A 21,229-nucleotide genomic window follows, 5' to 3' on the forward strand; every position below is an offset into this window, starting at 1 on the left:
GGTTTATATCCTGCTCGTTTTTTTATAGAAAACAGAAGTTATGTGAAAGAAAAAAGAGGGACTAAAAAAGAAAAAAGCTGCTTCACGACCCAAATATCTAGAATCGAGAAGCAACCTTTAAAAATTATATCGTAAATTTATTTATGGATTGTTTCAAACCGGAGATTTCATCACTTAATTTTGTTGCAGATTCAGAAACCACTTGAATGGCTTTTTGCTGTTCATCAATAGAGGATGTAACTTGTTCAGTTGATGCAGCTGTCAACTCGCTTACAGATGCGATGCTATCAATGGACCTAGTCAGTTGATCTTTAGCCTCGATAAGCTGTGTCATCTCATTACTAGTTTCAGAGATGGACGTTAAAATTTTGTTAATCGAAAGAGCAATGATTTTAAAAGACGATTCTGTATCATCTACAGCCTTGTTTTGTTCTTGGACAGTAAGTGATGTTTTGTCAATCTCACTATTAACGGCAGATGTTTCTTGTTCAATTCCGTTTAGTGTTTCACGTACCTTCTTTGTTGCTTCTGATGTTTGTTCTGCTAACTTTCTTACTTCATCAGCAACAACAGCAAATCCTTTACCATGTTCACCAGCTCTAGCTGCTTCGATACTTGCATTTAGGGCTAATAAGTTTGTTTGATTTGAGATTTCATTAATAGTTCCTACGATACTTTCGATTTCTTTTACTTTGTTAACTAAACCTGATATAACACTTTGAACTCCAGATATTAGCTCATGTGTTTCATTAGATTTACTTTTTAAGATTTCTACGTTTTTTAATCCTTGTTCATTTGAATCTTTTACTTCGTTTGAAGATAACAACATTTGCTGATTTTTTTCATATACCTTTTCAATTTGGCTTGAGAATTGCATAGAAATTTGGTTTGTATTTTCAGAATCAGATGCTTGTTGTACAGCACCACGTGAGATTTCTTCTATAGCTCTAGAAACTTCATCACCTGCTGCAGAAGTCTCTTCTGCAATAGCGGTCAAATTTAAAGAGGTGGAATTAATTTCAGTTATTGATTTTTCTACATTCCCAATCAAATCTTTTAAATGATTGACCATAGAATTAAAGTGTAGATTAAGTGTTCCAATTTCATCTTTTCGCTTTATATGGTTAAGTGAAACTGCGAGATTTCCGTTAGATACCTCACTTACTTGGTCGGTAATGGACTTGATTGGAGATGCAAGATGTTTTGAGAATAAGAAAGTCGCAATACCACCAATTAATAAGGAAGCACCTAGGGTAATAATAAGGACAAACATTAACTTGTTCGCAGATTGGTTAAAATCCATCTTATAAGTGCCTGCTGAAACAATCCATCCCCAATTTGGTTCATACTTGTTATATGTAACCTTTTCACTAATTTCTTCAGAATTTGGTAAATTCCATTTATATGTATAAAAACCTCCACCTGAAATTCCAATTTCAACTTGATCTTGAACAATAAAGTTTCCATCGATATCTTTGACATCCCATACGTTTTTGCCTTCTAGACTAGGATGTGCAACTTCAAGCCCTGATTCGTCATAAACTAGAAAGTATCCATTTTCACCGAGGTCAACAGGACTCTCAATATTACGAGTACCATCAGTATTTCTTGAACCTATTAACTTTACCTTTACTTTTTCTTGTGCTTCATCCAATGATAGTTTACCAGCTTGTACTTCCTCATTCATGGATTCAATAAGCTGGATGGCCATTTCAACACCATTTTTTAGGGTCTTTTGTCCCATTTCGTCTAAGCTGTTTTTAGCATTTACATAGCCTACAACCCCAATGATTAAGCTAGGTAATGCTAGAAGTAAAAGTGAGATACTAATGAGTTTTACCTTAATAGACTTCATTTCCTTCATCCCCTTGGTGCATTAATTTTAGTGTTTTATTACTGTTTACATAGTAATAAAACACTAGTAACTATTTACTAATTATACCTACTTTCTCCTAAATGAAAAGATGAAGATTCATAAAATTGTCACAAATTGTCGCGATATTGGGGGTGATGCAAAAAAGTCATTCTCATCAAACAGGACAATTGCGTATGAATAACCATCTTAAGAATTTTTTATATAAAGACTTTTGGAGACACAGCCGATAGTGATACTAGACCCTGGTACTCGATGATGAAGCGGATTGTCTTGCGGATAAAAAGAAAGAGATCCATATGGATCTCTTTCTTTTTAGACCTTATTGACCCTGTTGGTTTTTAAGATGTTGTTCTGCCATCGCGACAAGGCGTTTTGTCATCTCTCCACCAACAGAGCCATTTGCTCGTGCGGTCGTATCAGCACCAAGTTGTACTCCAAACTCGTTGGCGATTTCTTCTTTCATTTGATTCAGGACGCTTTCTGAACCAGGAACCAATAGTTTGTTTCTTGCCATGATACATCACTCCCGACGATAAATTTTGAGCAATATAACATTGCTCTTTTTTAACTTTAGCAGGATAGTTGAAAAGTACTCATATAAAGAAAAATCAGTAAAGTTGGTGTAGTGGAAAACTTGGATATCTATGGAATATGAAAAAGCATGTTCGTCTGAACATGCTTTTTATTGTACATTTGGCAACTCGATTTCTACCGTTGTCCCACAATCCTCATTCTTTTTAAAATGAATTTCACCTTTATGCTGCTGAACAATTTTAAAACTTACCGTCAAACCGAGACCAGTGCCCCTTTCCTTAGAGCTATAAAAAGGCTCGCCTAGTCGATTTAAGAACTCATCCGGAATTCCAAGACCGGTATCACTTACAGTAATTAATACTTTTTCGTGATCTTTCTGCTTAATATTAATAGAGACTGTTCCTTTTTCGCCAGAAGCCTCTATTCCATTCTTAATAATATTGATTAACAATTGTTTCATTTGATTTACTTCACATTCAACCAAACAAGGGCCTGAAGTTGTATATTCTAATTGTACATTTGTCATGGTTGCCTGTGGTTCTAACAGGGAGATAACATCCTTTAATGTTTTTGATAAATCACATTTACTGAACGTGATTTCTTGCGGTTTCGCCAAAAGTAACAGCTCTCCAACAATGTGGTTTATACGATCTAACTCACTTAGCATGATGTCATAGTACATACCGTTTTGCCTATTATCTGGTTTCATGAATTGAACAAATCCCTTTAGTGAAGTGAGGGGATTCCTAATTTCGTGAGCAACACTTGCCGCAAGTTCGCCGATAACGGATAGTTTTTCTGAGCGTAGTAATTTTTCCTCAGCTAGTTTTCTTTCAGTGATATCTCGCCCCATGACAATAAGTGCTTTCCGAGAGCCATCCTCATTAAATAAAGGCTGTTTAATCGTGTCAAAGGTTTTTGTTAAACCATTTGGCATTGGGATGACTTCCTCACAGCGTGTAGTTGTCCTATTTTCCCAAGCAATTCGATCAGATACCTCTTGGCAATAGATGAGGGCTTCACGGTAAAACTCTGTATGTTCTGCAAGGTCAGTATCGGTTTTCCCTTTGTAATCCACATGTTCTATTTGAAAGAGTTTCAGTCCAAATTGATTCGTTTCTAACCAGCGACCTTCTCCATCTTTAAAACAAACAAAGTCTACCATGGAGTTAATAAGAGTAGATAAGTGCTGTTCATCATTTTTTCCTGCCCTTGTAAACGTCTGTTTTTTAAATAGGGTTATGACAAATCCGATTGTGAATAAGACAAAGATGAGATTCTTTCCTATATGTGTAATGGCAAGGAAGCTTTCGTTTACAAATAAGAAAATCATCACTTCGGTTATTAACAAATAAAGCAAGCTTATAATTACGAATAAAAGTATTTTATTTTTCTTAGCCAAGATGATATCTCCTATCCGATTAAGTAAAAAGTCCGTAAAATTAAATTTTACCAGAAGTTCTTAATTTCAGAAAGTCAAAGAAGTTTGTGTACCTATCTTGTCTTTTAACTGATAATTTTGAAAGTTTGAAAAGGAATTATAATTTTAACCGAGAATCTATTAGTAAACAAATGAATAAGTTTCAAAGTAGGTTCTTTTCTATGTTAGCAAGGTAATTTCCTAAAGGTTAATGCCAATTTAGTTTAGGGGAGTGAAAACTGGGATGGAAGGGTACGCATTTTTTAGGTCACCACAAACCATTGCATATGGACGAAATTCTTTTGAGACAATCGGATTAGAAGCAGCTCTAAAAGGGAAAAAAGCGCTAATTGTCTCTGACAAAGTGATTGAAGAGCTAGGCTTTATTGAGAAGTGTCAAAAGTTATTGAGTAAAGTTGATGTGCAGAGTGTAGTTTATACTGGGGTTAGTACGGAACCGACAGATATCTTTGTCGGTGAGGCCCTATCCTTGTTTCAGAAAGAACAATGTGACCTAATCATCTCCCTAGGAGGAGGTAGTTGTATTGATACTGCGAAAGCAGTAGCTGTACTTGCAAAGAATGGGGGATATATTGGTGATTACATAGGAGCTAAAAAAGTCGCCAATCAAGGTGTCATTCCACATATTGCGGTTCCAACAACTGCAGGAACAGGTTCAGAAGCTACAGATGTCACGATTATTACGAATACGATGACAGAAGTGAAAATGATGGTTAAACAACCTTCTTTTATGCCAACAGTTGCCATTGTAGATCCAATTCTCACAGTATCCTCTCCCCAGCATGTAACCTCTGCAACTGGTATAGATGCCCTTAGCCATGCCATTGAGGCTTACTTATCAAAGCGAGCTCATCCGATGACGGACACCATGGCTTTATCTGCCATGAATTTAATTGTGAACAATATTTTACCTGCTTATGAAGATGGTGCAAATATTGATGCAAGAGAAGCCATGGCTTTAGGTGCATTACAAGCGGGACTCGCATTTTCGAATGCTTCTGTATGTTTGGTTCATGGAATGTCTAGGCCGATTGGAGCTCTTTTTCATGTGCCTCATGGATATTCTAACGCCATGCTTTTACCAGCTGTTTTAGAATATAGTAAAGAAGCCTGTATGGATAGGTTAGCAGATTTGGGAAGGATTTTTGCTCCTAATCGAGAAATGATGAATAATGAGGAGGCAGCAAATGTTGCCCTGTTAGCTGTTAAGAATCTTTGTCTGAAATTAAATATCCCTAATCTTTCCGAATGGGGAATTGATAAAGAGAAATTTGAAAGCGTTGTAAGTAAGATGGCTGAGGATGCTTTAGCAAGCGGAAGCCCAGGGAATAATCCAAAAGTTCCGACGAAGACAGAAATTGAACAACTTTATCATGTTTGCTATAAATATGATTTTTCAAACGAAGAGAAAGTGGGAAATTAGGAAGGGGTAAGTAGCAATGATTACTGATACAAAGAAACTAATGAATTTTGTTAATGGAAAATGGATAGAGGCTAAAACAGATCAATACCAAGTGGTTCCAAATCCAGCTACGGGGGAAACACTCGCTGAAGTGCCTATTTCTACAAAAGAGGATGTAGATCATGCTGTAAAAGTAGCAAAAGAAGCATTCAAAATATGGAGTGCGACACCTGTACCAAAGCGTGCTCGAGTTCTTTTTAAATATCAGCAATTATTGGTTGATCATTGGGATGAGCTTGCTGAATTAATCACAAAAGAAAACGGGAAGACCTACAAGGACGCACATGGGGAAGTTCAAAGAGGAATCGAGTGTGTTGAATTTGCAGCAGGTGCTCCAACCTTAATGATGGGTAGACAGTTACCAGATATTGCGACTAATATTGAATCCGGAATGTACCGTTATCCAGTAGGGGTGATTGCTGGAATTACACCGTTTAATTTTCCTATGATGGTGCCGTGTTGGATGTTTCCTCTCGCCATTGCTCTAGGAAATACATTTGTACTTAAGCCATCAGAAAGAACCCCACTGCTTGCAAACAGATTAGCAGAGTTATTTAAAGAAGCTGGACTACCAGATGGTGTTTTAAATGTTGTTCACGGTGCACATGAAGTCGTGAATACACTCTTAGAGCATAAAGACGTTCCTGCGATATCATTTGTAGGCTCACAGCCGGTAGCTGAGTACGTATATAAAACGGGTGCGGCAAATGGAAAAAGAGTCCAAGCTCTAGCTGGTGCAAAAAATCATTCCATTGTTATGCCAGATGCCGATCTAGACGCAGCTGTTAAAGAAATTATTTCTGCATCATACGGATCTGCTGGCGAGAGATGCATGGCTTGTTCAGTCGTTGTAGCTGTGGGGGATGTAGCAGAGCCTCTACTAAGTAAGCTCATTGAAAAAGCAGATGAAATCAAAATTGGGAATGGTTTGGACTCAGATGTCTTTTTAGGACCAGTGATTAGGCAAGAACATAAAGAAAGAACTGCAGGGTATATTGAAACCGGCGAATTAGAAGGGGCAGTTTTAGTTAGAGACGGAAGAAAAGATGAGTCTTATCAAGAAGATGGTTATTTTATAGGTCCAACGATTTTTGATAAAGTTGACCCATCTATGAAGATTTGGAAGGAAGAAATCTTCGCACCGGTTCTTTCAATCGTTCGTGTTAATAGCTTAGAGGAAGCCATTGAATTAACAAACCAATCTGATTTTGGGAATGGAGCTTGTTTATTTACACAAAATGGTAGTCATGTTCGTTATTTTAGAGAGAACATTGAAGTTGGAATGCTGGGAGTGAATATTGGTGTACCTGCTCCAATGGCCTTTTTCCCGTTCTCAGGTTGGAAAAATTCTTTTTACGGTGACTTACATGCAAATGGTTCTGATGGAGTCGAGTTTTATACAAGAAGAAAGATGTTAACGGCACGTTGGTAAAAAACCGAAAAAACGCAAACAACTCAGGGCTGAGCTGTTTGCGTTTTTGTTATTCCACTTTAAATTCTTTACTAATCGAATATGCTTTCCCGTCTTTTGGTGTCATCCACACAGTTAATACATAATCGCCTGGTGAAAGACCTACATCCTTTAAATCAATCTCGTAAGTTAAACTTTCACCTGATTGAATTTTTTCTTCACCAGTTGCTTGTAGGAACATGGCTACACTAGAAAATAGGTAAACGTCCTTGCCTTTACTCGTTTTAATGGAATAATCAAACCTTTGAGAGCTGGTAAAATCAAGTTTTATTTCCTCTTCAGTTTGGTTTTTTACTTCATATTGATATATTTGCGAACTTAACGGTTCAATCGTTGACTGTACTTCGCCTGCCACAATACCACTTCCACCTTGACTAGCTTTTTCGTTACCCGTTCCACAACCCGTTAGAACGATCCCTAATAATAGTATGAGTAATAATTTTTTCATTATTTTCCCTCAATTCTTTATGGGTTAAAACTTTCCCTTTAACTAATTTGTCGTGTCTTTTGAGAGTAAAGTTACAACATTCATAGCGAAATATAAATATATGCTAAGACGGACAGCGTAAGCTTTTCCTCTTTTTGTAAAATTACTTTGCTATTTGGGAAGGAGATTTTTTCAGTTATAGAGTATATGTCCATGATGAGTTTTTCTAATTTATGAAAGGTTGGTATCTATGGACAAAAAATGGAAGCCAGGCATTAATCATATCGAGTTTTGGATTTCCAATGGAGAGAATTCCCTCCCTTTTTATGAAGGATTATTTGAAATAATTGGCTGGAAGAAACTTAATGATTGGGCATATAGTACGGGATCCATTGAGATTTATTTTAAGGAAGTCAGTCATGCTAGAAAGGATACATTGGGACCAAGGCATATATGTTTCCAAGCAGAAAGTAGAGAAGTTGTAGATTCGGTGTTTCATTATTTGGTGAGGAACAACATCAAAATAATAAGAGGTCCCATTGAGAGAAATGAATATTCTGAGGGCTATTATACGGTAGATTTTTATGATCCGGATGGTTATGTTCTAGAGGTGGCATATACACCAAATATGGTTTTATAAAAACGCTGAATGGTTACGTTATACTTATTTTCCTATAAAAAATGAAAAAATAAGTGATTGGATAGCTTAGGGGGGAGAAAAAGCATGGAGAATAATAAGGACAAACATGTCAATTGGATGGATCAGGTGTCGAAGGATTATAACCTCGATGAAGAGATAAAAAGAAATCCTGGATTTGGAAAACCTCTACCCAACACCTTGTTTTCAGGGGACACATATAGCAATTTTACGAGAATGGCAAAAAACGCAGGTTATCTACCTTCTTGGGTTAGTCTGCAAAAGGAAATAAGAGATTTAATCTCAAAAGTTATCGATAAAGATAAAACGGAAGAAAAGACGCAGAACCAAATAATTGAAATTAATGAGAAAATTAAAAAATACAATGGGGTATGTCCTCCGAATATGCAGCGTGGGTTTATTACTGCTGAAAACATTGAATCCCAATATAAAGCATGGGAATAAAATTTTTTGAGGGGCTAGGAGATTAAAATGACAGGGATATTTAAAAGAATTGATACTGTTTTCTTAAAGGTAAATGACTTTGAAAAAGCCATAGAATGGTATAGTCATGTTTTAGGATTTGATGTTCGTTGGAGAGATGATCAAGGTGGATACGCAGCATTAAATATTGGAGAAACCCCATTAACTCTAGTTCGTTCAGATAGAGAAAAAGTGGAGTCTCCAACCGTCTATTTTAACTTTTACACTGAAAATATTGAAGAGGCCCATAAACACCTCACTGAAAATGGTGTGGTAGTTGGTCCCATTGAAGAAGATATCAATGTAAAGTGGTTCAAATTTAAAGATCTAGAAGGAAATGAATTAGAGGTTTGTTGTTTTTAAATTGTATTCGAGAGGAGCCGACAGTCTTGTTGGCTCCTTTAAATTTAAGGTGTCATCTATAAATAAAACGATCCTAAAAAAGTCACACTAAAAAATAAAAGGAGATTGACTGAATGGGTGTATGGGAGCTTATCACTAGACTTGTTCTATCGTTCATTGTTTTGTTGGCCTTAACTCGGATTATGGGAAGAAAAGAAATTAGTCAGATGACATTTTTTAATTTAGTATCAGCGATTTCTATTGGAACAATAGGTGGATCTCTAGTGATCAATAATGAATTGTCCATTCGTAATGGAGTTATTGCCCTTGTCGGGTGGGCAGCAATAACTATTATCGTAGGTTTCATAGACATCAATTCTAAGAAATTCAGAAAGGTTATTGAAGGAGATCCACTTATAGTTATAAAAAATGGTCAAATTATGGAGAAAGCTCTCCGAAGAACCCGACTTGATGTCGATGCTCTTAATGCAATGCTAAGGGAAAAAAATACTTTTTCCATAAAAGATGTTGAATATGCAATCTTCGAAACGGATGGTAGACTTTCTGTAATGAGGAAAGATATGAAACAGCCTTTAACAGCAAGTGATATGAATATAACTAAACCCCAAAATGTGTATCCAATCCTGTCTCTGATGGGGTTATTAATATGGAGAATTTGAAAAAATTAAACTTGGATACAAAATGGTTGGAGCAAAAGTTATCACAAGGTGGAATCAACTCTATTTCAGAGGTCTTTTATGCAGAAGTGCAAAAGGATGGTACCCTTTATATTGATAGCAAGAATGATGTTGTTCATTAATAAGTGGCTTGATTAGATATAAATCTATGGTGTTTGGGAAAGTGCGTTTGGACAGGAGCGGTAGAAAGAAGCCAGCAGCAGTTCGAAGTCAAGCGAAGTTCGGACAGGAGGGGAAGAAAGAAGCCAGCAGCAGTTCGAATTTGAACCAAGTTCGGACAGGTGCGAAAGAAAAAAGCGGAGTAGTGTCAGAAGAAGGGTGAAGTTCGGACAGGAGGAGAAGAAAAAGGCGGAGTAGTGTCAGAAGAAGGGTGAAGTTCTGACAGGAGGAGAAGAAAAAGGCGGAGTAGTGTCAGAAGAAGGGTGAAGTTCTGACAGGAGGAGAAGAAAAAGGCGGAGTAGAGTCAGAAGAAGGGTGAAGTTCTGACAGGAGGAGAAGAAAAAGGCGGAGTAGAGTCAGAAGAAGGGTGAAGTTCTGACAGGAGGAGAAGAAAAAGGCGGAGTAGTGTCAGAAGTTGGGTGAAGTTCTGACAGTAGAAGAAGAAAAAGGCGGAGTAGAGTCAGAAGAATGGTGAAGTTCTGACAGGAGGAGAAGAAAAAGGCGGAGTAGTGTCAGAAGTTGGGTGAAGTTCTGACAGGAGGAGAAGAAAAAGGCGGAGTAGAGTCAGAAGAAGGGTGAAGTTCTGACAGGAGGAGAAGAAAAAGGCGGAGTAGTGTCAGAAGAAGGGTGAAGTTCTGACAGGAGGAGAAGAAAAAGGCAGAGTAGTGTCAGAAGAATGGTGAAGTTCTGACAGGAGGAGAAGAAAAAGGCGGAGTAGAGTCAGAAGAAGGGTGAAGTTCTGACAGGAGGAGAAGAAAAAGGCGGAGTAGAGTCAGAAGAAGGGTGAAGTTCTGACAGGAACCAAAGAAAAAATTCGAACAGAGTCAGAAGTTGGGCGAAGTTCAGACAGCAGAAGAAGAAAAAAGCGTAGTACAGTCAGAAGTAAGCAAAATTCTAACAGAACCAAACAAAAAAATCGCAGGACTCAAGTTAGGCGAAGTCACCTAATCCCCCCACAAAAATAATTAAAAAGACTTTCTTATATATAATGTCGATTGTTCATAAAAACATCGTGTGATATTCTATTATTCATAGGTCTTACTAAGTAACAGCCAAAAATACTCAATAAGGTTGTCGAGAGGAGAGATGGCAACAATTGAAATCTCGTTTAATTAAAGCTATACCAAATATGTTTACAATAGGAAACTTATATTGTGGATTTCTTTCAATTGGTTTTGCTGCTTATGGTCAGTTCAATAACGCAGCCATTTTAATTTTAATTGGTATGATGCTGGATAGCATGGATGGAAGACTTGCTAGAATGCTGAAAGCAGATAGTTCCTTAGGAAAAGAGCTTGATTCTCTTGCTGATGTTGTTACTTTTGGGGTAGCTCCATCTTTTTTAGTATATTATACATACTTTTATCAATTTGAGCTTTTAGGTTTAATGGTTGCGGGATTATTTCCTTTATTTGGGGCTTATCGTCTAGCAAGGTTCAATATTAGCTCAGATAAAACATCTCTAAATTATTTTATCGGTGTACCGATCACGGCTGCAGGTGGGATCCTTGCATTACTAACATTATTCGGAGACAGCATTCCGAACATCATCACAACGGTTGTATTTACAGGTCTATGTTTTTTAATGGTAAGTAGAATCAGAATCCCTAGCTTAAAAGAAGTTCCACTACCAAAGTACGGGACTATTGTAACCTTATTTATTGGGTGCTTACTATACGTTATTTATAGAGGAACCTACGCACAATTTCCTTATCTAATATATATCGCAACCCCGTTATATATCACATACGTTGCCTATCGTTTTGTGAAAGGGAAGAATAAAAAAGAAGTGGATTAATTTCCGTTATATCTTGTATTTTATGACGTGTAGTTCTACTGCGCGTCTTTTTTGTCTAGTATTATCCGCTATTGAATCTATAAATGTGCTTTTCTAAATGCTTTTAATAGTCAACAGTACAAGCCTCTTTGGTATCCCAAGAATATACTAGCCATGAGGTGATCATTATGAAAGAAAAAGAAAAGTCAGGAAAATCTCCGAAATTTGATTTCTTTAAAGAGTTTCAAACAGTAGGGAAAAATTTTGAAGGAACCCTTAGAAGACGTGCACCTGATGGGGAGGAAGCAAACCCTCCGATTGAGATTCAATTAATGGGGCCGCTAGTCCTTAATACGGTTAGGAAGGGTGACTGGGTTGAGCTTAAGGCAAATATATCTTGGGCGGCAAACGCAGATAATACAAGAATCGTTTTTTCCATTACGAGGACTACTTATGATGGAGAGCTGATTGCCAGTGTAGCTGATACAGAAAGTCAGGGAGGGTTTGATACAACCACTATTATTGGTGTAGATAAAACCCCACTTATTAATGGACAACCACCCGTCTATTTTGTTAAAGCCCAATTGTACTTTGGCGATGTATCATTTCCTGCAACAAGTGAAAACACAGGAGACATATCTGAGGATGCTATTCTTATCCCAGACTTTATCTTTACAGGAACAGTGATTGAAAAAAATGTTCCTTCCTATAAAAATGCTAAATAATTTGAGTAATCTCCAGTAATAACATTGGCTGCCAATTAAGGCAGCCGAAGAAATGATATCACTTATTTTTTTACAGTAAGAGAACGATACATTTGGGTGTGCATCGTTCCTTGGACAACGTGCTCAATAAAAAAATCTTTTACAAGCTTTAAATACTCCTCATCTTCAAACATTTTCTTGTTTTGAAGTTCCATTTCAGCCATTCCGTCATACGTAAATAGCAATGCGTAAGTATGATCATTTCCGGATATGGGGGTGAGAATGTCTACTTTATGATCATAGTTGTCACTTCTATACTTTTGCATCTCCTTTAAATTGTCTACCGCTTCATAGAATTTATCTTGCTTAATTTCAAACGTTTGATATACAAAAACAGACATATTAGAGCTCCTTTGGAATCTTTTTACAAATGATACTTTTAGAATTGCCATGTGAATGCAAATTTATTCTATACGATTTCATATAAGCGATATAACATTTTTTAAGATACCTCTTTACAATTATTGCCAATCTTTAATATCAAACGTTAGACACAAAGGTTGTTGCCTTTGTGCTTTTTGTTCGGAGATTAATTGATGAGAGTAACTTTGAAGGTATTAAATCCTCCTCCGGCCTCTTCACCTAGCCCCTCCAGGCTAACTACCCTCTGCAATTAAAAGCTTTATTTAAATCTTGAATTGTTGAAACATTTCAGACTATTTAGTCGTCTATATAATAGAAGGAGGAAAAGTGTCTATGAAAAAACTTTCTTGGGCTTTAACCGTCAGTCTATTGTTTGTGGTTATTGTATTAGGTTGTGCAGTAATAGACTCTTTTGTTGGCAATCCAATTTCTAAAAAGCTTTCAGAGAATCAGGTCATTGACTACCTTGTTAACGAGAAAAGCTATAGTAAAGAAGATTTTTATGTAAAATCTACTTCTTATTCGATGGCTACCGGTTATTACTATACGAAAATTGTGTTTAAGGATGAACCCCAGTTCCAATATACATACGTAAAAAAACAGGGAACTGTTGCACAAACGATATTTGATTACTATCCAAGCAAGGAATATAAACACATTGAACCTGAAATTCACAAACTGTTAAACTAAAAGCTTTAAAGCGAGTCACTCGTTTAGGGTGCTTTATTTTTGCAGGAGGTAAGTATGAATGTCATTAATTTAGCAGTAATTGGATTCCCACTAGTCATTGTTGTCATTGTCATGATTGGTTTTTATAAAGTAATGGTTAAAAAGAAGAATGTAAGTCTTTTTTATACTCCGTTTGATCAAATCACCGGTCAAACGTCCGTTGAGTTTCATGAAGAACAAGAGGTTATAGCTGAAGATGATGATCAGGGTGATGATAAGGATAAGAATAAAGCTAAAATAATCTTGCGTAAAAACTCCTAACATGATAGATTCTTATCAATATGGGGTGGAAAAATATGTGTTATTTATCTAGCGTACAATCATTACATCATCATAAAACGTAGCTTTGCTGTTTCGATTTTTAGAAAATCGTAAATAGGAAGGCTATTTTTCGTTAATCCGCATTTGATTGAGTAAACTCACTTAATCGAGTGCGGTTTTTTGCTTTTTTTAAATGAAAAAAGGAGATGTTATTTAAATGAAAAAGATGGATTATCAAAATGTTAAGGGAACACAAGATTATTTACCGGGGTCCGAGATAATCAGAAGGAAGGTAAGGAGAACATTAGAGGATGTCTTTATAAAATACGGCTGCAAGCCGTTGGAGACTCCAATTCTTAATTATCAGGAACTTTTAGCCTCTAAATATGGTGGTGGTGCAGAAATCCTTCAAGAAATGTATACCTTATCGGATAGAGGTGAAAGAGAGTTAGCACTTCGTTATGACCTTACCATTCCATTTGCGAAAGTTGTGGCAATGAATCCTGGAATTAGGATGCCTTTTAAACGTTATGAAATTGGAAAGGTTTTTCGTGATGGTCCTATCAAAACAGGTAGACTTCGTGAATTCACACAATGTGATGTCGATATCGTCGGAGTTGACTCCCAATTAGCCGAGGCAGAGTTGATGATGATGGCTGTAGAAGCTTTTAGAGAACTTGATTTGGACGTTACTATACAATATAACAATCGTAAATTGCTAACAGGGATATTAGAGGTGTTTGAAACACCTTCTGAAAAAATAAATGAAGTCGTTTTAACAATTGATAAACTTGAGAAGATTGGCCTTGAAGGTGTTATAGAAGAATTAATAGAAAAGGAATTGCCAGTTGAAACGGTCCATACCATTAAGATGCTGTTATCAGATGTTCGTGCTAAAGAGATTGATTACTTTGAACAATACATGGATAAAAATGAACTAGTTAAACAGGGGGTTGAAGAGTTAAATGAATTAAACTCATTTCTAAAGTACCTCAAGATAGAGAATGAGTGCGTATTTAATCCTTACTTAGCAAGAGGGCTAGAAATATATACAGGAACCATTTATGAGATTTTTCTATTAAATGAAAAGGTGAAATCTAGTATAGGAAGCGGTGGACGTTATGACAACGCAATTGGTGGTTTAATAGGTAACAATCAGACGTATGCAACTGTAGGGATTTCATTTGGCTTAGATGTTATTTTTACGGCGATGCAACTCATAGGGAAGGATTCAATCAAAGACTGTGAGACAGATTATTACATCATTCCACTCAATACTGAAAAAGAAGCTTTACTAGTAGCGACTTTTTTAAGACGAAAAGGTTTTAATGTGGAGTTAGAGATGGCAAGAGAGAAACTTGGCAAGGTGATGGATCGAGCCAATAAGGAAAACATTCGCAAAGTCATTTTGATTGGAGAAGAAGAGGTTAGAAATAATTTCTACAAGGTAAAGGACATGGTTTCTGGAGAAGAGGTACTAGAGGTTTTTAAATACAATTAGTTCTACTTACCCGAATAAAAAAGCAGTCATAATCTTATATGATCAGGACTGCTTTTTCCATGTTTGAAAACTTACGAAGCGACTCTTTGACCTACAGCAACAGTATCTGCACCTTTTACAGTACTGTTGGCATGTTGATATGCACAGTAAACTAAGAAAATGGACGTTAATAAATAAGCAACTGAAAAATCTGGTGCTGCATTAAAAGCTAATTTTGGAGCGTGCATAAATCCAACGAAAGATAAGAAAGCTCCAACTAATGAGAAAATGCTCGCTTTTCCGAATTTCTTATCAATGATACATACTGTAATCGCACCTAGAATAATGGCTGTAAACATGGCACCTTGTCCAAGTGGGACAATACCCGCAGAAATCCCCTCTACGACTTCCCCAGCAGATTTATTGAAACGCGTCATCACATAGTTTGCGAAATAGGGAAGCATTGCAATCCCAACTGCAGGGAAATATTTTGTTTCGTTTGCACTAAATGCTGTAGTCACCATAGACATCCCTACAAAAACTAGGATTGGAGCAACAGCAGCAAGAGGAATGATAGCTGAAAAAGCAGCAATTAATCCTGTCATGGCAGCAAGACCAAAAACGATTGCATTTAAAATACTGTATCCACGTCCAGCACCCATTTGCTTTGATCCAACTGTTGCAATGTATACTGTAGTAGGAAACAATCCACCAAATAATGCACCAAGCATCGTTCCAACACCATCAACGGCTTGACATTCACGTACATCGTATGAATCACCAGCAGCAGCCATGGCATCCACATTATTCATTGTTTCAATAGCATTGTATAAAGTGATTGGGATAATAACTGCAAGTAAACCAATTAAAGCACCAAACAAGTAAGACATTCCATCAAATGCAGCAAGGGTAGGCAAGATAGGGTAGAAACCTACATTTGCAAGACCTTCTGAAATCTTTTCAGGAGACTGATAGCCTAGTGAAAAAGCTAAGATCGTTCCAATTAATACTGCAAATAATGAAGTTGGAATTTTAAAAGGCATGGCCATTTTTCCAACTACACCGACAATGATAATAATTAATGATACAAGTCCAACAACTGGGATCGAGAAAGTGTTAAATAGCATTTCACCAGCAATAAACGTAATCGCTACCCCGGCAAGAGCACCAAGCATCGCTGCACGTGGGATTTGGTTGCGAACCCAATTACCAGTTACACTAACTAATGCCTCAACTAATCCGCTTAAAAATGCAGCTGCAACAGCAATTTTCCAAGCTAATTCAGGGTCACCTGTTAATGCATTAGCAGGTGCTAAAACACCGAATAAAAATACAAACATAACGGGTGTACTGATCCCGTAAGAAAGGGCAGTTACATCTGTACGACCTTCTTTTTGTGCTAAGCGCTTTGCCATATATGCATAATATAAATTACCGACCATTACGGCTACCGCCGCACCTGGAATAACTTTTCCAAACACAATGCTAGCTGGGAATCCCATTCCAAGCATTGTTACTGCGATAATAACAAAGTTTGCTAAGTTGTTTTGAAATAGTGCAAAGAAAGCATCTGTATCTTCTTTTTTATACCATGGGTAGTTAACAGTTTGATTCATGGTGTTTTCTCCTCTCAACTTTAAATGATTAGACTAATGCTTTTTCTTCTAAAAATGACACTTTACCGTTATCCAACGATTGAATACGTGCAAGTGATTCAACTCGGTACCCGGCTTGCTCTAATTTAGAACGTCCTTCTTGGAACGATTTTTCAATGACGATCCCAATACCAGAAACATTCGCACCGGCTTGCTCAACAATGTTAGCTAGTCCAAGAGCTGCCTGTCCGTTAGCTAAAAAATCGTCGATAATTAGAACATTGTCCCCAAGAGATAAAAAGCTTTTAGACACGGCAATTTCATTGCTAGTTTCCTTTGTATAGGAGTATACCGTGCTCGTATAAACATCGTTGTTCATGGTTAAAGACTTTCTTTTTCTAGCGAAGATTAATGGAACTCCTAAATCTTGTGCTGCCATAAAGCTAGGAGCAATCCCTGAAGACTCTAAAGTTAGAACTTTGGTAATATTACTTTGCTTAAATCTACTAGCAAATTCTTTTCCTACTTTAATCATTAGGTTTGTATCAATCTGATGGTTTAAGAAGCTATCAACTTTTAACACTCCATCAGAGACAACAGATCCATTTTCTAAAATAACTCTTTTTAATTGCTCCAAGTATGATTCCTCCTGTTTTAAAATGGAACGCAAAAAACCCGAATATTAAGGCTACTTTTGACTAAAAGTGATGCCTTAACATTCAGGTTTTAATTAGAAAAAAATAATTAAAATCCACGTGCTTAAACATGAATGCACGAATGTTCGAGTATCACTCGTAGTCAAGTCATTTACGGTAACCTGGTAGAAACTTGTGGGCCATATCCCCACTATTATACGAGTTCTTATTATATTGTTTGTGTATGTCAGTGATTATATATGATTTTTTTTGAAAATGGAACCCTAAAACAGTAAAAAACGAATAAAAATATCAAGTGTTAATATTTAGTTCGTGTTTTGGTTAAATTTGGTTTGGGGTTTCTAAAAGGTTATTACGGTTTGGACAGTGGAATTTCAAATATGGACAATAGGCCTTTGAATTTGGGCGATAGAGACTAAAGTTTGGTTGATAATTAAAAACGGTCATTTTTTTAGATTGAAAAATATTGTGTTTCGACAGTAAAAATTCAGTATGGATGATAAGGAAAATTCGTGTTTTTCTCAAAGGGAATTCTTAGTTTAAAAAGCAGGAATTTTGCTATTTTATAACGAATTATTCTCGGAAAATCGAAGGAAGGTGAAGAAATGATTTTTAAAGAAAGACTAGTTCCATTAAAAGTTCTAAAATTTCAAGCATTATTAAGGAGGTTGCCAGAGGATCATCCTAAAAGAAGCAAAATTGAAGGTGAATATGCGAAAAACAAAGCTGGTTTTCAGGGAGAGAAATCGATTGATTATTATTTAGATCAATTATCAACTAAAGACTATCTAATTTTTCATGATCTAAGACTTGAAGGAGAAGGAGGATACTTTTTTCAAATAGACACGCTTATTCTAACGTCTAGATTTGCCATCATTATTGAAGTTAAAAATATGATTGGTACATTATTATTTGATCAATCATTTAACCAACTAATAAGAACGATTAATGAAAAAGAAGAAGTATTTCCTGATCCTCTATTACAAATTGAAAGGCTCCAAATACAGCTACGAAAATGGCTGCAAAAGTTTAATTTCCCTTTAGTGCCTATCAATTCCTTCGTTGTTATAAGTAAGTACTCCTCGCTTATTAAAGCTACAAAGCAAAATCATGAAATCTCCAATAAAGTCATTCATGCAGAAGCAATTCCTAAAAAAATCGCTACAATTGACAGTATGTTTAAGAAAGAATTAATCACCCGACAAGAGGCAAAAAAATTGTCACGTCAACTGATCAAGCAACATAGGGAGTATAGTTCTGATATTTTAAAGATCTTTCAGCTACATAGATCTGAAATAATGACAGGTGTTTATTGTTCAGAATGCCTATTCATGCCATTAACAAAGGAGAGAAGAGGGTGGTTATGTCCAATCTGTGAGAACTACAGTAAGGACATTTATCTCCCTAGTTTACTAGATTATTTTCTTTTGTTCGGTCCCATGATTAACAATCAAAAAGCCCGTGAGTTCCTCCGCTTACCCTCTAGCTCCATTTGCAACAAACTTCTAAGTTCGTTAAATCTTCCTTCGTCTGGAGACTACAAGAATAGGAAATATGAGTTAACCCTCACTATTTTTAAAAAATATATCCATTCCTAAATTGGAAGTTTGTGGTAGAATGAGGGAGAACCATTTAATTGATATCTGGAGGGCACGGTAATGCCTATCATAACAGTACAGTTAGCTAAGGGTAGATCATCCGAACAAAAACAAAAATTTGTTGAAATGATAACAAAAGAGGCTGCTCAAACTTTTGATGTAAAAGAGGAATGGGTGACTGAAATCTTTGGTGAGTACGCATAGAGAGAACTGGGCGAGTAACGGAGAACTCCAGTCAATAAAGTTTGGCGCTGGGTTTGGGAAGACGACTAAAGATTAGCTGTTTTTTAGTGAAGGGCAAGCATTGCTTCTATTCGGCAGGAAGTAATGCTCTTTTTCATGGGGATTTTAGGGTGATGATTCCCTAAAACTGGTGATATAATGAACTCTTAAAGCTTTATTTAGAAACACTTTAACATGATTTTTACCATTCAACATAAGGAGTAGTACCACATGAAACAAACGTTTACGATTAATGAGAAAGTAAAACAAATTTTTATATTGCTTGTCCCCATATTAATTACCCAGCTTGGCATGTTTTCAATGGTTTTTTTCAATACGATCATGTCTGGAAAGTATAACCCGTCAGATTTAGCTGGGGTAGCGATTGGCTCATCAATATGGAACCCGATATTCACAGGATTGAGTGGGATTCTATTAGCTGTTTCTCCTATCGCTGCACAACGATTTGGAGAAAAGAAAAATCGGGAAGTATCGTCCGTTGTCACACATGGGATTTATCTTGCACTTATTATTGCTCTTTTAGTTATTTTTCTTGGCTTTTTCTTGTTATCCCCTATTTTGAATGGAATGAATTTACCAACAGCCGTGCACGAGACAGCTTTTGATTACTTAGTTGGATTAAGTTTTGGAATCATTCCTTTGTTCATGTTTAATGTTTTAAGATCATTTATTTACGCATTAGGTAAAACTAGAATTGTTATGTTTATTTTATTAATGGCATTACCTATAAACTTCTTTTTTAACTATGTTTTGATTTTTGGAAAATGGGGATTTCCGGAATTAGGTGGTGCAGGTGGGGGTTATGCAAGCTCCATCACATATTGGGTTATTCTAGGTATGAGTATTTACATTATTAAAACGAAAGAACCTTTCTCTGCACATATTGTTCTTTCAGATTTCAAAGAGTTTTCTTTTGAAAAGTGTAAGGAAATCTTAAAAATTGGGGTTCCGATGGGATTCTCGATTTTCTTTGAAACGAGCATGTTTGCAGTAGTAACAATTCTAATCAGTAAATTCAACATTACAACAATTGCTGCCTATCAAACAGCTTTGAATGTGGTCGCTTTTTTATACATGATTCCGATTAGTATTTCAATGGCGCTAACCGTATTGGTTGGCTATGAGGTAGGGGCTAAGCGATATCAAGATGCAAAAACTTATAGCTGGCTGGGTATAAGTATTTCTATCCTGATCGCAACCATCACCGGACTACTTGTTGTATTTTTCCGCTATGATGTTGCAGGCTTTTACTCAAATGAAGCAGCTGTTATTAGCTTAACAGGAACATTCCTCATTTATGCCCTATTTTTCCAAGTGTCAGACGCGATTCAAGTTACAGCGTTAGCGGCCCTAAGAGGATACAAAGATGTAAATATCGCATTTATTATGACCCTTATTGCATATTGGCTGGTTTGTTTACCGGTGGGGTATTTACTTGCTAACTATACCTCTTTTGGTGCAACGGGATATTGGATAGGCTTGACCTCAGGATTACTAGCAGCAGGCATAGGATTGTCGATAAGACTTATTTACATCCAAAGAAAGCGATTTGTGGTTTCTCAAGTTAAAGAGGTTGTATAGGATTATCTTTTGGATTTAATGAATGAGTGTAAAAAAAGTTCATTTTTTTGAAACATCTTACGGATTCGTTCGTAAGTATAGAAGGGAATTCTGGTATTGGGAGGTGATTCGCCTGAGTCTTTTTAAAAAACTTTTCGGAAAAAAAGAAAATATCCCTGTAGTGAAGGAACGAAATATCCTTTCAATAGAGGTTGGAGATATCGTGACCTACGACCTTGAAGACTATGAAGTAGTAGGTAAACTCACTTACCATGATCATGGGTTTGAATGGGTAGCCTATCAGCTTCAAGGACAGACTAAAACGATTTGGTTAAGTGCTGAAATGGATGATGAGCTTTATGTCGGTATTTATAAAAAGATACCATTAAAGTTACAAGAACCTTTACCTAAGGAAATTACTTATGATGGCATTAAATATTACCTGGATGAATCTGGTTTAGCTAGGGTTGTGGGTGAAGGCAGAGGTAGAAATGTAAACAATATCGATTGTAAGTATTTTGATTACTGCGACGAAGATGAAGAGCATTTTCTTTCAGTAGAAATTTGGGGATCCGAAGTAGAAGCTAGCTATGGTTTTGAGATTGAGGAGTATGAGATTAAAATCATAGCAGGTAGTAGCTAAATTCATAATTGCAGCTTCATTCAAAACACA

At 36.5% G+C, this 21,229-nt stretch carries 24 protein-coding genes and 1 riboswitch; of the genes, 17 read left to right on the plus strand and 7 right to left on the minus strand.

The features are described 5' to 3' along the window. Positions 1-124: 124 nt before the first annotated feature. The 3 genes from ACFYKX_RS19425 to ACFYKX_RS19435 all read right to left on the minus strand — a co-directional run bounded on the left by ACFYKX_RS19425 (position 125) and on the right by ACFYKX_RS19435 (position 3,812). Complete coding sequence (locus ACFYKX_RS19425) at positions 125-1,855, minus strand: methyl-accepting chemotaxis protein (RefSeq protein WP_389362742.1); 1,731 nt, start codon at positions 1,853-1,855, stop codon at positions 125-127. 340 nt (positions 1,856-2,195) lie between these two features. Continuing rightward, positions 2,196-2,390, minus strand: coding sequence for a small, acid-soluble spore protein, alpha/beta type (locus tag ACFYKX_RS19430; RefSeq protein ID WP_389362744.1), 195 nt, complete (start codon positions 2,388-2,390; stop codon positions 2,196-2,198). Between the two features lie 168 nt (positions 2,391-2,558). Further along, positions 2,559-3,812: an ATP-binding protein gene (locus ACFYKX_RS19435; protein ID WP_389362745.1), complete on the minus strand. Its 1,254-nt coding sequence runs from the start codon at positions 3,810-3,812 to the stop codon at positions 2,559-2,561. Positions 3,813-4,074: 262 nt separating this feature from the next. Here ACFYKX_RS19435 and ACFYKX_RS19440 point away from each other — a divergent pair, with 262 nt between their 5' ends. Both ACFYKX_RS19440 and ACFYKX_RS19445 read left to right on the plus strand, forming a co-directional pair. Then, positions 4,075-5,274 (plus strand): iron-containing alcohol dehydrogenase, encoded by a 1,200-nt coding sequence (locus tag ACFYKX_RS19440; protein ID WP_389362934.1) that lies wholly within the window; start codon positions 4,075-4,077, stop codon positions 5,272-5,274. A 16-nt stretch (positions 5,275-5,290) separates the two neighbouring features. After that, a complete protein-coding gene (locus tag ACFYKX_RS19445; protein ID WP_389362747.1) occupies positions 5,291-6,745 on the plus strand; it encodes a CoA-acylating methylmalonate-semialdehyde dehydrogenase in 1,455 nt (484 codons plus the stop codon). A 49-nt stretch (positions 6,746-6,794) separates the two neighbouring features. Here ACFYKX_RS19445 and ACFYKX_RS19450 read toward each other — a convergent pair whose 3' ends face one another. Beyond that, positions 6,795-7,232: a BsuPI-related putative proteinase inhibitor gene (locus ACFYKX_RS19450; protein WP_389362749.1), complete on the minus strand. Its 438-nt coding sequence runs from the start codon at positions 7,230-7,232 to the stop codon at positions 6,795-6,797. A 229-nt stretch (positions 7,233-7,461) separates the two neighbouring features. Between ACFYKX_RS19450 and ACFYKX_RS19455 the strand changes: the two genes are divergently transcribed. The 8 genes from ACFYKX_RS19455 (at position 7,462) to ACFYKX_RS19490 (ending at position 12,032) form a co-directional block, all read left to right on the plus strand. Then, positions 7,462-7,851, plus strand: coding sequence for a VOC family protein (locus tag ACFYKX_RS19455; protein ID WP_389362751.1), 390 nt, complete (start codon positions 7,462-7,464; stop codon positions 7,849-7,851). Between the two features lie 84 nt (positions 7,852-7,935). Next, on the plus strand, positions 7,936-8,313 hold the full coding sequence (locus ACFYKX_RS19460; protein ID WP_389362753.1) for a DnaJ family domain-containing protein: 378 nt from the start codon (positions 7,936-7,938) through the stop codon (positions 8,311-8,313). A 27-nt stretch (positions 8,314-8,340) separates the two neighbouring features. Continuing rightward, positions 8,341-8,694 carry a VOC family protein gene (locus tag ACFYKX_RS19465; protein WP_389362755.1) on the plus strand — a complete coding sequence of 118 codons (354 nt, stop codon included), beginning with the start codon at positions 8,341-8,343 and terminating at the stop codon, positions 8,692-8,694. 113 nt (positions 8,695-8,807) lie between these two features. Next, the gene (locus ACFYKX_RS19470; RefSeq protein WP_389362757.1) at positions 8,808-9,353 is read left to right on the plus strand and encodes a DUF421 domain-containing protein; all 546 of its coding nucleotides are present in this window, start codon (positions 8,808-8,810) and stop codon (positions 9,351-9,353) included. Continuing rightward, the gene (locus ACFYKX_RS19475; protein WP_389362758.1) at positions 9,341-9,493 is read left to right on the plus strand and encodes a YetF domain-containing protein; all 153 of its coding nucleotides are present in this window, start codon (positions 9,341-9,343) and stop codon (positions 9,491-9,493) included. Before ACFYKX_RS19470 ends, ACFYKX_RS19475 begins: the two co-directional genes overlap by 13 nt. 41 nt (positions 9,494-9,534) lie before the next feature. After that, the gene (locus ACFYKX_RS19480; RefSeq protein WP_389362760.1) at positions 9,535-9,693 is read left to right on the plus strand and encodes a hypothetical protein; all 159 of its coding nucleotides are present in this window, start codon (positions 9,535-9,537) and stop codon (positions 9,691-9,693) included. A 966-nt stretch (positions 9,694-10,659) separates the two neighbouring features. Further along, entirely contained in the window at positions 10,660-11,328 is a 669-nt protein-coding gene (gene pssA, locus ACFYKX_RS19485; RefSeq protein WP_389362936.1) for a CDP-diacylglycerol--serine O-phosphatidyltransferase, read from the plus strand. Positions 11,329-11,495: 167 nt separating this feature from the next. Beyond that, complete coding sequence (locus ACFYKX_RS19490; RefSeq protein ID WP_389362761.1) at positions 11,496-12,032, plus strand: hypothetical protein; 537 nt, start codon at positions 11,496-11,498, stop codon at positions 12,030-12,032. A gap of 62 nt (positions 12,033-12,094) precedes the next feature. On the opposite strand, the gene ACFYKX_RS19495 is transcribed toward ACFYKX_RS19490, so the two are convergent. Further along, positions 12,095-12,412, minus strand: coding sequence for a hypothetical protein (locus ACFYKX_RS19495; RefSeq protein WP_389362763.1), 318 nt, complete (start codon positions 12,410-12,412; stop codon positions 12,095-12,097). A gap of 355 nt (positions 12,413-12,767) precedes the next feature. Here ACFYKX_RS19495 and ACFYKX_RS19500 point away from each other — a divergent pair, with 355 nt between their 5' ends. The 3 genes from ACFYKX_RS19500 to ACFYKX_RS19510 all read left to right on the plus strand — a co-directional run bounded on the left by ACFYKX_RS19500 (position 12,768) and on the right by ACFYKX_RS19510 (position 14,925). Further along, positions 12,768-13,124 (plus strand): YfjL-like protein, encoded by a 357-nt coding sequence (locus ACFYKX_RS19500; protein WP_389362765.1) that lies wholly within the window; start codon positions 12,768-12,770, stop codon positions 13,122-13,124. Positions 13,125-13,178: 54 nt separating this feature from the next. Then, positions 13,179-13,424 carry a DUF3951 domain-containing protein gene (locus ACFYKX_RS19505; RefSeq protein WP_389362767.1) on the plus strand — a complete coding sequence of 82 codons (246 nt, stop codon included), beginning with the start codon at positions 13,179-13,181 and terminating at the stop codon, positions 13,422-13,424. A 217-nt stretch (positions 13,425-13,641) separates the two neighbouring features. Further along, the gene (locus ACFYKX_RS19510) at positions 13,642-14,925 is read left to right on the plus strand and encodes a histidine--tRNA ligase (RefSeq protein ID WP_389362769.1); all 1,284 of its coding nucleotides are present in this window, start codon (positions 13,642-13,644) and stop codon (positions 14,923-14,925) included. A 71-nt stretch (positions 14,926-14,996) separates the two neighbouring features. On the opposite strand, the gene ACFYKX_RS19515 is transcribed toward ACFYKX_RS19510, so the two are convergent. Beyond that, entirely contained in the window at positions 14,997-16,520 is a 1,524-nt protein-coding gene (locus ACFYKX_RS19515; protein WP_389362771.1) for an NCS2 family permease, read from the minus strand. Positions 16,521-16,548: 28 nt separating this feature from the next. After that, positions 16,549-17,136 (minus strand): xanthine phosphoribosyltransferase, encoded by a 588-nt coding sequence (locus tag ACFYKX_RS19520; RefSeq protein WP_389362773.1) that lies wholly within the window; start codon positions 17,134-17,136, stop codon positions 16,549-16,551. 138 nt (positions 17,137-17,274) lie between these two features. Further along, a riboswitch (purine riboswitch) is annotated at positions 17,275-17,376 on the minus strand. Between the two features lie 384 nt (positions 17,377-17,760). Between ACFYKX_RS19520 and ACFYKX_RS19525 the strand changes: the two genes are divergently transcribed. The 4 genes from ACFYKX_RS19525 (at position 17,761) to ACFYKX_RS19540 (ending at position 21,199) form a co-directional block, all read left to right on the plus strand. Then, on the plus strand, positions 17,761-18,753 hold the full coding sequence (locus ACFYKX_RS19525; protein ID WP_389362775.1) for a nuclease-related domain-containing protein: 993 nt from the start codon (positions 17,761-17,763) through the stop codon (positions 18,751-18,753). 60 nt (positions 18,754-18,813) lie between these two features. Next, positions 18,814-18,957 carry a tautomerase family protein gene (locus tag ACFYKX_RS19530; RefSeq protein ID WP_389362776.1) on the plus strand — a complete coding sequence of 48 codons (144 nt, stop codon included), beginning with the start codon at positions 18,814-18,816 and terminating at the stop codon, positions 18,955-18,957. A 249-nt stretch (positions 18,958-19,206) separates the two neighbouring features. Beyond that, positions 19,207-20,577 (plus strand): MATE family efflux transporter, encoded by a 1,371-nt coding sequence (locus tag ACFYKX_RS19535; protein WP_389362777.1) that lies wholly within the window; start codon positions 19,207-19,209, stop codon positions 20,575-20,577. A 112-nt stretch (positions 20,578-20,689) separates the two neighbouring features. Further along, on the plus strand, positions 20,690-21,199 hold the full coding sequence (locus ACFYKX_RS19540; protein ID WP_389362937.1) for a DUF4178 domain-containing protein: 510 nt from the start codon (positions 20,690-20,692) through the stop codon (positions 21,197-21,199). The last annotated feature ends 30 nt before the right edge of the window (positions 21,200-21,229 follow it).

The sequence above is a fragment of the Cytobacillus spartinae genome (genome assembly GCF_042865285.1).
GTDB classification, from domain to species: Bacteria; Bacillota; Bacilli; order Bacillales; family Cytobacillaceae; genus Robertmurraya_A; species Robertmurraya_A spartinae.

Bases quoted from the DNA above. Each gene is read 5' to 3' on its own strand.
- ACFYKX_RS19425 (WP_389362742.1), bottom strand. From the start codon at position 1,855: ATGAAGTCTATTAAGGTAAAACTCATTAGTATCTCACTTTTACTTCTA.
- ACFYKX_RS19430 (WP_389362744.1), bottom strand. From the start codon at position 2,390: ATGGCAAGAAACAAACTATTGGTTCCTGGTTCAGAAAGCGTCCTGAAT.
- ACFYKX_RS19440 (WP_389362934.1), top strand. From the start codon at position 4,075: ATGGAAGGGTACGCATTTTTTAGGTCACCACAAACCATTGCATATGGA.
- ACFYKX_RS19445 (WP_389362747.1), top strand. From the start codon at position 5,291: ATGATTACTGATACAAAGAAACTAATGAATTTTGTTAATGGAAAATGG.
- ACFYKX_RS19450 (WP_389362749.1), bottom strand. From the start codon at position 7,232: ATGAAAAAATTATTACTCATACTATTATTAGGGATCGTTCTAACGGGT.
- ACFYKX_RS19455 (WP_389362751.1), top strand. From the start codon at position 7,462: ATGGACAAAAAATGGAAGCCAGGCATTAATCATATCGAGTTTTGGATT.
- ACFYKX_RS19460 (WP_389362753.1), top strand. From the start codon at position 7,936: ATGGAGAATAATAAGGACAAACATGTCAATTGGATGGATCAGGTGTCG.
- ACFYKX_RS19465 (WP_389362755.1), top strand. From the start codon at position 8,341: ATGACAGGGATATTTAAAAGAATTGATACTGTTTTCTTAAAGGTAAAT.
- ACFYKX_RS19470 (WP_389362757.1), top strand. From the start codon at position 8,808: ATGGGTGTATGGGAGCTTATCACTAGACTTGTTCTATCGTTCATTGTT.
- ACFYKX_RS19475 (WP_389362758.1), top strand. From the start codon at position 9,341: ATGGAGAATTTGAAAAAATTAAACTTGGATACAAAATGGTTGGAGCAA.
- pssA (WP_389362936.1), top strand. From the start codon at position 10,660: ATGTTTACAATAGGAAACTTATATTGTGGATTTCTTTCAATTGGTTTT.
- ACFYKX_RS19490 (WP_389362761.1), top strand. From the start codon at position 11,496: ATGAAAGAAAAAGAAAAGTCAGGAAAATCTCCGAAATTTGATTTCTTT.
- ACFYKX_RS19495 (WP_389362763.1), bottom strand. From the start codon at position 12,412: ATGTCTGTTTTTGTATATCAAACGTTTGAAATTAAGCAAGATAAATTC.
- ACFYKX_RS19500 (WP_389362765.1), top strand. From the start codon at position 12,768: ATGAAAAAACTTTCTTGGGCTTTAACCGTCAGTCTATTGTTTGTGGTT.
- ACFYKX_RS19505 (WP_389362767.1), top strand. From the start codon at position 13,179: ATGAATGTCATTAATTTAGCAGTAATTGGATTCCCACTAGTCATTGTT.
- ACFYKX_RS19510 (WP_389362769.1), top strand. From the start codon at position 13,642: ATGAAAAAGATGGATTATCAAAATGTTAAGGGAACACAAGATTATTTA.
- ACFYKX_RS19515 (WP_389362771.1), bottom strand. From the start codon at position 16,520: ATGAATCAAACTGTTAACTACCCATGGTATAAAAAAGAAGATACAGAT.
- ACFYKX_RS19525 (WP_389362775.1), top strand. From the start codon at position 17,761: ATGATTTTTAAAGAAAGACTAGTTCCATTAAAAGTTCTAAAATTTCAA.
- ACFYKX_RS19530 (WP_389362776.1), top strand. From the start codon at position 18,814: ATGCCTATCATAACAGTACAGTTAGCTAAGGGTAGATCATCCGAACAA.
- ACFYKX_RS19535 (WP_389362777.1), top strand. From the start codon at position 19,207: ATGAAACAAACGTTTACGATTAATGAGAAAGTAAAACAAATTTTTATA.